The organism is Streptomyces carpinensis, assembly GCF_002154505.1.
Taxonomy (GTDB): Bacteria; Actinomycetota; Actinomycetes; order Streptomycetales; family Streptomycetaceae; genus Streptomyces; species Streptomyces carpinensis.
Genome location: NZ_MUBM01000401.1, coordinates 1 through 9,615 on the forward strand (window position 1 = coordinate 1; position 9,615 = coordinate 9,615).

Consider the following 9,615-nt stretch of genomic DNA (forward strand, 5'->3'; position numbering starts at 1 on the left):
TGTCACCAGGCAGGCGGCCACCGGCACGGGCGGGTGCAGCACGAAGAGCAGGTACGGCCCGGCCAGCAGCAACAGCAGGAGCGTGGCCGCCTGCCTGGTGACACTCGCCTCGGCCGGTTTCGGCGCGAGCCTGGTCCAGCAGGAACGGCTGATGACGCTGACCCCCGACGAACTGAGCGGCCACGCCCTCGGGTTGCACTCCGCGGGCATGCTCACCCTGCAGGGCCTGAGCGCGTCCCTGGCGGGCGCGGTGGCACAGGTCACCTCGCCCGCGGTGGCGATGACGGTGATGGCGCTGGCGTCGACCGGGGTGACCCTGTCGCTGGCCACGGCCGTACGCCGCACGGGGGCGGCGGCACCCCGTCCGGCGACGCCGGTGCCGTAGGGCAGGGCAGGCGCCCGCCGCGAGAACGTCGCCCTCGGGTATGTGAGCGCCGCCGACGCAACCGTGCGATCATGACGCCGACGACCGGCCGGCGCCCAACGCGACGACGGAAGAACGAGGTTGGCGGCGAGGCGCATCGCATGGGCGCCGGTCACCTGAACCGGATCCGGGCCGGACTGGGGCACGCCCCGACCGGCGCACCGCCCCGGGGCCCCCGGCCCGCGGAGTACGGGCATGGACATGCCCCTCCGGCCAGCCCAGGCCCTGGAGAAACGAGACCGCGTGCGAGTGAGCGACTTCGGCGAGTGGACAGCCCGATTCGAGGACGAACGCGACCGCAGGCGCGCCCAGGGCGATCCGGACTGGAGCCGGGGCGCGTCCCTGCACCCGGCGATATGGGCGAGCGTCCAGCGCTTCCAGGTGGGCGAGGACGGCGACGGCGCCAACCTCGTCGCGAAGGCGGACGAGGCCGGGGATCGGGACTACGCGCAGGCGGTCCGGCTGTTCGTCGCCGAGGAACAGAACCACGCCCGCCTGCTCGCCCGACTCCTGGGCGCGGGCGGCACCCCGACGCTGACCGGCCACTGGAGCGACACGGTCTTCATACGGCTGCGGCGCCTGATGGGCCTGCGCACGGAACTGCTGGTGCTGCTGATCGCGGAAGTGGTCGCGCTGCGCTACTACCGTGCCCTGCGCGACGGCACCACCGACCCGCTCACCTCGGACGTGGCGGACCGGATCCTGGCCGACGAGCAGCGCCACGTCCCGTTCCACTGCGAGCGCCTGCACGCCTCCCTCACGCGACTGCCCCGCCCCCTGCGCCGCCCGGTGATGCTCCTGTGGCGGCTCCTGCTGCTCGCCGTCTCCCTCGCCGTCGCCGCCGACCACGGCCCGGCCCTGCGCCGGCTCGGCGTCGGCCGCGTGAGCTTCGTGACCGGCATCGTCCGATCGTCCGCCGCGGTGGCCTCCGAGGTGCTGGCCCCGCGCCCGGACACACGGCCGAGCGCCGTCCTGACACGGGTACCGGCGGTTCACCCGTCCGGCCGCCCCCCGCTGGTGACGCCGCTCCCCGGCGAACACGGTGGACGCATCCGAGCTCAGGAGGACGACGCCATGACGCAGCAGCCGCCAACGCCGGAACACCATGCCGAGGCCCACGCCGGCGTCACGGGCGCGACGAGCTCCTGGGCGGCCGGCGGCACGGTGTTCGCCGGGGTGGTGCTCCTGGTGGACGGCCTGTTGAACATCCTCAAGGGCATCTCGTCCATCACGTCCGACGACATCTACGCCCGCATCAACAACTACGTCTACCGGTTCAACCTGACCGGATGGGGCTGGGTCCTGGTGGTACTGGGCCTGATCGCCGTCATCACCGGCCTCGGCCTCCTCACGGACGCACTGTGGGCCCGCGTCCTGGGCGTGTTCATGGCCTCCCTGAGCCTGGTCGCCAACTTCCTCTGGCTCCCTCATCTGCCCTTGTGGGCCCTCATCTCCATCGGCCTGGACGCCTGGGTCATCTGGGCCCTGACGGCCCACCGCTCACCGCGGTCGCCGGTTCTGTGACACGGACGTGAAGGCAGGCGGTGATCGCGGCGATCTCGGTGCCCAGAGGCGCGAGGCGCGAGGCTTGAGGAGCCTTCTGAGCTCGGCCGCACCGGCACGCACGTCCGGAGCTTCGCGGGAGGCGTGCCGGCAAGCCACGAGCCCGGCGCAGCGCCGCGCGTCAGCGCACCAGTGCGCCCGCGCTCGCGTGGACGGCACGCAGGGCACGCTCGACCGTCTCCCGGTTCTCGCCGACCGGGGCCACGTAGTCGAGGACGTCGCGCGCGGCGTCCTCCCCGAGCGTCCGGGTGATCACCCACGTGGCGAGATACTGGGACGCCAGGCAACCGCCCGCCGTGGCGATGTTCCCCTCGGCGTGGAACGGCGCGTCCAGCACGGTGACGTCGCAGGCTTCGACATAGGGGCGGCTCTTCACGTCCGTACAAGCCGGCATGCCGTCCAGCAACCCCAGCCGGGCGAGGACCAGCGCGCCGGAGCACTGCGCACCGACCAACTGGCGCGAAGGGTCGAGCGGCAGCCTGGAGACGAGCCGGTCGTCGGCGACCACGTCTCGTGTCTTCACGCCACTACCGATCAGCACGACCTCGGCCTCGGTCACGAACTCCAGCGGGCGCTGCCCTGTCACCTCGACGCCGTTCATCGACGTGACCACCGGCGTCGGCGTGGTGACGAAGGCTTCCAAGCCGTCCTTACGGCACCGGTTGATCAGCGCGGACGCGATGAAGCTGTCGAGCTCGTTGAACCCGTCGAAGGTGACCACGGCTACCTGCATCACGACTCCTTCAAGTGCGGCGTCAGATCAGCAGTGTTCCCCGGCACGCCGCCCCGGGCGAGAGCCAATCAGCGGCTGGTGGCATGCCTACGGCCGCCTTGGTGCCGAGCCCGGAGCCCGAGTTCCGTACTCGGGGACCAGCCGCTGCCGCACAGCGATCAGGCCACGGTGGGCGCAGTCGTCACGCTCTCCGCCAGGTGCCGGGCCCAGGGAGCGCCGGCAGCCGCGGCCAGCACCACTCGTTCGTGAGGCGGTTCGGGGCCGACAGAGCGCCAGACGAGGTCCGTGTCGCCGACCGAGCCGCTCCGGGGCCGGAGCGCGACGAGTCCGTCGTCGCCGATGAGCCGGTGACGGAACAGCGTGTGGCTGCCGTGATCGTCGGTAACCGTGTCCGGGGTCCAGCCGTGCTCGCGCAGGCGTGCGAGGACCTCGGCCGCGTAGCCGGGGGCGCGTTCCGACGGAAACCACAGCAGCCGCTGACCACGTAGTTCGGGCCAGGTCAGTTCCGGTCGGTCGGCGAGGGGGTGGCGGCCGTGCAGTACGACGCCGAGCGGCTCGTCGTTGACCGTGCGCAGCCGGAGACCCGAGGTGTCCACGGGCATGCGCAGGATGCCGAAGGCCAAGGTGCCCGCACGCAGCAGATCGCCTTGCAGCGGGGAGTCGACCCGCTCGTAGACGAGTCGCAGTGGCCGGCCGCGTGTCATGACCTGCTCCGCTGTGGCCAGCACGGACTGCGGCACGCCCCGGCACACTCCGACGGTCACCGTCTTGGCGGCGGCGCGCGCCGCGGAGATCGACGAACTCAGCGCGCCGAACGCCCTGTTGACACCGTCCAGCAGGAGCCGTCCGGCGTCGGTCAGTTCCATCCCCTGCGGCAGACGGCGGAAGAGCTGAGTGCCGATGCATCGCTCCAGCAGACGGATCTGCTGACTGAGACTGGGCTGGGCGATGCGCAGGCGCCGGGCCGCCTCGGTGACGGTGCCGGCCTCGGCGACGGCGGCGAAGTACCGCAGGTGCCGCAACTCCACGCCGGACAGCGCGTCCGGGCCCCGTTCACCCACCCTGATCACCGCCCATAGGCCCCAGCCTATAGGCGCATGACGAACAGGTCTTGGTGCTGCGGGCACAGCCTGCCTTTGACTTGAGGCATGTACGTGATCGTGCTCAAGTACCAGGCGCCGCTGAACACCATCGATGCGCTCAAGGACGCCCACTACGCCAACCCGGACGGTGTGTTCGCCAAGGGGATGGTGCGCTACGCGGGGCCGCTGGAGCCCCGTACCGGCGGGCTGATCATCGCAGAGGGAGAGGCGTCGGCGATCGAGGCAGCCGTCGCCTCCGACCCGTTCATCACCCAGGGCGCCGCCACCGCCGACATCCTCCGTTTTGAACCTACTTGGACGCCGGAGGGGTCCGCCGCGGCGCCGACGTTCCCCGAGGCGACGCCGGCCTCGTGACACGGTGCTGATCAACCGGCGGCACCGGAGCGAAAGGCAGAGCCTCGCGGCGCCCTGCGTGGCGTCAGACCGCCGTCCCGACCCCAGTGCAACGCGTATGTGCCTGCGTCGACGGGCCGGCAGCCGTCGTCGACCGGGAGCCCGTTGGACCGAGGGCCGTCCGCGACGGCGCCTCTTCCGTGTCACTCGTCTGCACCGCCGGAGGCGACGGAGAGCGGCCGCCCGCCGAGGCTGGGACCTGACACAGGTGCGGCGCGCCGCCTGTCCGGAGCCGGCCGGGCAGGTGGGACCGCGATACGGCGGACACGCGCTGCCGAAGGAAGGAGAAGGTGCCTCCGCATGTCACACCGCACCGCGCTGACGCCGGAGGCCACCTGGGCGGCCAGGTGGGCGGGAGCTCTGCTCTGCCTCGTGGTGGCCGCCATCCATGTCGTGGACCAAGGCGGCATCACGACGACGAGGGACCCCTACTACGTCGGCGTCGCCTACCACGTCCTGGAGATCGCGGCCGTGGTCGCCGCCGTGCTGCTCCTCATCGGTCTCGTCCGGCCGGGATGGCTGCTGGCGGCCGGGGTCGCCGTCGGCCCCCTGCTGGGCTACATCCTCTCCAGGGGGCCGGGGCTGCCCGACTACAGCGACGACATCGGCAACTGGACGGAACCGCTCGGGCTGGTCAGCCTGGCCGTGGAAGGCGCCCTGCTCCTGTTGTCGGTGCCACTGTTCGTGCAAAGCCTGCGCCGCAGAAGCTACTAGCAGGCCACCGGTGAGTCCGCGGTAGCGGACGAGGGTGCCTCGCCCGGACCACCGCTCCTCCGGAGCGTGGCTCCAGCCCGGCACAACCCACTCGCCTACGGACCCACTCCCGTGTACGCGTTGCGGGACGGGTACTTTCGAGGCACGGATTCGCCACACAGCCCTACGACCATCGTCCGCAGGGAAAGTGTGGACGCATGGACCTGGGCGCAGCGTTGGCGTACGTGACCGGATACGGCCTGCTGGGACTGGCCGGACTCGCGGTCGGCATGGTCTGTCTGGTCGGGCTGCTGCTGGGTGCGGTCGTCGTCCTCGGGCACTGGGCCCACCGCTTGCTGGGCGACCTCCGGGAAGTCGGGCACGCCGACGCGGACGAGGAACACATCACCCTCGCTTCCTTCCGCTGGGAAACGGCGCAGGACCCTGACGAAGCCCGGTGGAACCAGACCCACTGAACCGCCCCGGAGGAAGGCCTTCCTGAGCCGGCCGCCTTCGTCTCGGCTCGCCGCCCGCAGCCGTCCCGGCCCTGCTATCCGAGCACGGGTAGGGGCTGTTCGGTCCAGATCGACTTGCCGGTGCAGGTGTGGCGGGTGCCCCAGCGCTGGCAGAGTGCGGAGATGAGCTGCAGACCGCGGCCGCCCTCGTCGGTGGCGGAGGTGTGGCGAATGTGCGGCGTGGTCAGGCTGGCGTCGGAGACCTCGCAGATCAGTGCGCGGCTGCGGAGCATGCGCAGCCGGATGGGGCCGCAGGCGTGCCGGACGACGTTTCCGACCAGCTCGCTGACCACGAGTTCCGTGGTCATGATCAGGTCCTCGTCGGCCAGGTCCCAGTCGTTGAGCTGGGTGCGGACCAGGTCGCGGGCCCGGCCCGCCGCCACCGGGTCCTCCGGCAACGGCCACTCGGCGACGTTCTCCGCGGCCAGCGGGTGGGTGCGGGCCAGCAGCAGGGCGGCGTCGTCGGTCAGTGCGCCGTGGGCGGGCAGGAGGGCGGAGGTGAGGGCGGCACAGAGGGCGTCCAGGTCGGACGGGTCCGCCGGTGAGGTCGGCACGGCGTTCATGGACTCGGAGAGGAGCTCGGCGAGGTGGCTCATGCCGATGCTGACATCCCGGTCCTTGCTCTCGACCAGGCCGTCGCTGTAGAGGGCGAGCAGGCTGTCGGGGGGCAGTACGGTCTCGAGGGTTTCGAAGGGGGGAGAGGCCACCCCCAGCGGCGGGTCCGGAGCCATGGACAGGAAGGAGACGGTGCCGTCGGGATGGGCGACCGCCGGGGGCGGCTGGCCGGCGCTCGCGTACGACAGACTCCGGGTCACCGGGTCGTAGACGCCGTACAGGCAGGTTGCGAAGGCATCGGTGCCCAGCTCGCCGACGATGTCGTTGAGGTGACCGAGGATCTCGTCGGGCGGCAGCTCCAGTTCCGAGAGGGTGCGGACGGCCGTGCGGAGCCCGCCCATGGTGGCGGCCTCGGCCATGCCGTGGCCCATGACGTCGCCGATCACGAGCGCGACCCGGGCCGCGGAAAGCGGGATCACGTCGTACCAGTCGCCGCCGACATCGGCCCCCTGTTTGGCCGGCTGGTAGCGCGCCGCCGTCGTCACCTCGGGCAGCTCGGGCAGTGCCTGCGGCAGCAGGCTGCGCTGGAGGGTGCGGGCCCGGGTCGTCGCCTCGTCGTAGAACCCGGCCCGTTCCAGGGCCTGGGCGATCAGCCCGCTGAGCGCGGTCAGCAGTGTTCGCCCGTCGTCGTCCAGTACCCGCGGCCGGTCGAAGGAGATCACCGCCGCGCCTATCCCGCGCCCCGACACAGCCAGGGGCAGAAAGGCCCACGCCTGTTTGCCGCCCTCCCGGACCAGGGTCTCGGTCGCCGGGTAGCGCTTCAGGCATTCCTCCGGGGAGGAGATGAAGAGGGGGGCGCGGGTACGCAGGCTGTCCCCCACCGGATTCGCGATGTCCCCCAGTGTCCAGTGCCCGTTCAGCAGCCGGGTGAAGCGCTCCGAATATCCCCGGGAGCCGATCACGTTCAGCCGGTCGCCGGCCACGTCGAGCATGACGAGTCCGGAGGCCCCGAGGGGGGCCATCACGCCGTCGGCCACCGCCGCCATCACGTCCTGGGCCGTGACGGCCTCGGCCAGCTCCCGCGTGATCCGCTGCACCAGGGCCGCCCGCTCCGCGGCCGCCCGCTCCGCGGCGGAGCGCTCGGCCTCCCGCAGGTGCCGCTCGGTGGTGTCGGTGATGTAGAGCGTGAGACCTTCCGGGACCGGCACCAGCCGCAGGTGGTACCAGGACGTCCCGTCCGGCCCCGGTACGTCGAATCCGGCCGGCTCGCCCTCGGCCGCGGTGGCCCGGCACCGTTCCTCCAGCCCCGGCACGGCACGTATCGCGGGGATGTCCCAGAGCAGGGATCCGGCCACGTCCCCTGCGGCGCCGAGCAGCCGCTCGGCGGCCTGATTGAGGAATTCGATGCGCCAGTCGGCGTCCAGGGAGACGAAGCCGTCGCTCATGTGCCGCAGCGCCCGTCCCACCGACTCGGCGGCGGCGTGTGTCTCGCTGCTGTCCCGGATGGTGCCGACCACCTTGACCGGCGCCCCCTCATCGTCCGTGACCGTCCGCGCACGGGCCTCGATCCAGAGGTACGTGCCGTCCTGGCGCCGGACCCGGTACTCGTTCCGGAAGCCGCCGCGCAGCTGGATGCCTGTGTCGAAGCCGGCCACCGCCCCCGGCAGGTCGTCCGGGTGGATCAGAGCCGCCCACGCCTCGATGCCGCCGCTCATCACCTCCGGATCGATGCCGTCCAGCACCTCCTCGACGGGCCGGTCGGAGGTCAGCTCGCCGGTGCACAGGTCCCAGGTGTACGTGACGGGGGGCGCCCCTCCCATGTCCCACGGGGGAGCCTCCCGCGGTCCTGGGCCGTTCTCCAGGGCGCGCAGCACGGTGGGGGACGGATTGAGGATCCCGGACGACTTGAGCCTCCCGGACATCCAGGCCGCCACCTCGTTCAGAAACGCGCACTCCGCCGCGACGGGCTCGTCGCCCGGGGCGAAGAGGACGGAGAGCGCGCCGCGTCGCCGGCCACCGCCCGGAATGGGGACGGAAAGGTGACCGATCCCGGCGGGAAGCCGGGAAGGCCACAGGGCGGCGGGGTCCCGGCCGGGCACCGGGTCAGGTGGGGTCAGCTCGGGCTGCCAGACGATGGTGTCGCCGCGGGCGGCCCTGCTGGGCGGCGCCGCGCCGCGTACCGGGATGATCAGCCAGGGCCGGGTCATCAACTCCGGCAGGCCACTGTCGGCGACCAGGTAGAGGATGCCGCTCATGCCGCCGCCCGGAAGGTGCACCATGCCGCCCAGGCCGTGCACCTCGGCCACCGCCTGCTGGAGCGCGGTCAGCAGCACCTCGACATCGCGCCGGTCCTCGTCGACGGCGTCGAGCAGCCGCATTCGCATGCGGTGCCGCTCCAGGGGCCGCACGGTCTCGACGGTCCGCAGTCCCTGCGGCTCGTGCAGCGGTTGGGGAGCGCGGGGCATGGACGAGCCGATGTCTTTCGCATCGCTGCCTCTGGTATTCACCACGCCGACTGTCGCCTCCGCTCACCGCTCGGCTACTCGCTGGGCTGTATGCGATCGGATGTGGACCGCAGCGATCTACATCCGCCGGATCCATCCTAATTCGAGCAAATTTAGGCGATTCAATCCACCCTGGCGGCTTTTTGCAACTGGTCAACTGAATGTGGCGTCGACTCACTCTCCGTTATCAGGGTGGATTTCGCCGGCGAGGCGCTCAAGGTATTGGTATTGCAAGAGAAAGCAAGCGGCTCTCTCACGCCGAGTTCTCATGAATGTGCGCTCGGTGAAGTGCTTCACGTTGAAGGGCCCCGCCCACCGCCGCCACTGCCGAGACCCCCACACCGGTCGGCCGCTCGGCAAGAAGTGCCCCAAGCTCACCAGCCGCAGGCACGGCTCGTACTCCATGCGCCAGAAGCCCCCCTCGCGAGGACGGCACCCGCCGCTCGTTCAGCCCCGCCGGCTACGAGTCCCTGAAGGCGGCTCAGCCGGCAGGCCGGTCGGCGTGGGAGATGCCGCCGTGCCGGAGGCTGCCCCCGGCCGGTGCGCGGGGCAGCGCCTCGGGTCGGCGGGAACGGGGGGCGAGCACCGTCGGCAGCGGGACGCCGGTCGTGGAGACGGCCGGGCCCGCGCGCAGGCTCGGCGGCCGGGGTCCGTCCAGAGCCCCGGCCGCCGAGCGTCCTCAGTTGCGCAGCATCACCACGAGCAGCACCACCAGGGCGATCAGCAGCGCGCCGCCCACCGACGCGAGGGTGATCTTCACCGCGCTGTACGGCCGCTCGCCGATGACCTCGCCGGTACGGGCGTTGACCATCACCGGCCACGCCTTGCCGGCGTGGAGGTACGTCAGGAACCAGACGGGCAGCAGCACCAGCTTGTAGGTGAGGCCGCCGTAGAAGGTGGACATCGAGTGCACCCGCTGCTCGTCGCCGCCGATGTCCCGCCTGCAGTCGGCGCGGATCACCGGCGCCATCCGCGCCTTCGCCGACTCCAGGCCGGCCTCCGGCTCGACGTCGTACCGGACGGTGCGAAAGCCCGCCAGGTACTCCTCCTGGTAGGGAACCGTCTCCTCCAGCGGCCAGGGGGCCAGCTTGTCCAGTTCCTTCACCGGCACCTGGCCGCTGCCGGGCACCAG

General features: G+C 71.6%; 7 protein-coding genes and 4 pseudogenes. 7 read left to right on the forward strand and 4 right to left on the reverse strand.

Annotated elements, in window-relative coordinates:
• From BZY54_RS40405 to BZY54_RS40415, 3 genes and pseudogenes are all read left to right on the forward strand, one after another.
• Positions 1-385, forward strand: a pseudogene (locus BZY54_RS40405) (hypothetical protein); the annotation flags it as partial.
• Positions 386-625: 240 nt separating this feature from the next.
• A pseudogene (locus BZY54_RS40410) lies at positions 626-1,387 on the forward strand (ferritin-like domain-containing protein); the annotation flags it as partial.
• Positions 1,388-1,498: 111 nt separating this feature from the next.
• Positions 1,499-1,948 (forward strand): DUF7144 family membrane protein, encoded by a 450-nt coding sequence (locus tag BZY54_RS40415; protein ID WP_086730355.1) that lies wholly within the window; start codon positions 1,499-1,501, stop codon positions 1,946-1,948.
• A 160-nt stretch (positions 1,949-2,108) separates the two neighbouring features.
• Here the strand turns inward: BZY54_RS40415 and BZY54_RS40420 are convergent, their stop codons facing one another.
• Positions 2,109-2,720, reverse strand: a complete 612-nt coding sequence (locus tag BZY54_RS40420; protein WP_086730350.1) for a DJ-1/PfpI family protein — start codon at positions 2,718-2,720, stop codon at positions 2,109-2,111.
• Between the two features lie 158 nt (positions 2,721-2,878).
• Positions 2,879-3,781: a LysR family transcriptional regulator gene (locus BZY54_RS40425; protein WP_086730351.1), complete on the reverse strand. Its 903-nt coding sequence runs from the start codon at positions 3,779-3,781 to the stop codon at positions 2,879-2,881.
• An 87-nt stretch (positions 3,782-3,868) separates the two neighbouring features.
• Between BZY54_RS40425 and BZY54_RS40430 the strand changes: the two genes are divergently transcribed.
• From BZY54_RS40430 to BZY54_RS40440, 3 genes are all read left to right on the forward strand, one after another.
• On the forward strand, positions 3,869-4,177 hold the full coding sequence (locus BZY54_RS40430) for a YciI family protein (protein ID WP_086730352.1): 309 nt from the start codon (positions 3,869-3,871) through the stop codon (positions 4,175-4,177).
• Between the two features lie 339 nt (positions 4,178-4,516).
• Entirely contained in the window at positions 4,517-4,930 is a 414-nt protein-coding gene (locus BZY54_RS40435; RefSeq protein ID WP_086730353.1) for a hypothetical protein, read from the forward strand.
• Positions 4,931-5,127: 197 nt separating this feature from the next.
• Positions 5,128-5,385 carry a hypothetical protein gene (locus tag BZY54_RS40440; RefSeq protein ID WP_086730354.1) on the forward strand — a complete coding sequence of 86 codons (258 nt, stop codon included), beginning with the start codon at positions 5,128-5,130 and terminating at the stop codon, positions 5,383-5,385.
• 74 nt (positions 5,386-5,459) lie between these two features.
• Here BZY54_RS40440 and BZY54_RS40445 read toward each other — a convergent pair whose 3' ends face one another.
• On the reverse strand, positions 5,460-8,486 hold the full coding sequence (locus BZY54_RS40445) for a SpoIIE family protein phosphatase (protein WP_244217577.1): 3,027 nt from the start codon (positions 8,484-8,486) through the stop codon (positions 5,460-5,462).
• 295 nt (positions 8,487-8,781) lie between these two features.
• On the opposite strand from BZY54_RS40445, the pseudogene BZY54_RS54065 reads away from it, so the two are divergent.
• Positions 8,782-8,968, forward strand: a pseudogene (locus tag BZY54_RS54065) (site-specific integrase); the annotation flags it as partial.
• A 194-nt stretch (positions 8,969-9,162) separates the two neighbouring features.
• Here BZY54_RS54065 and BZY54_RS40455 read toward each other — a convergent pair.
• Positions 9,163-9,615: pseudogene (locus BZY54_RS40455) on the reverse strand (hypothetical protein); the annotation flags it as partial.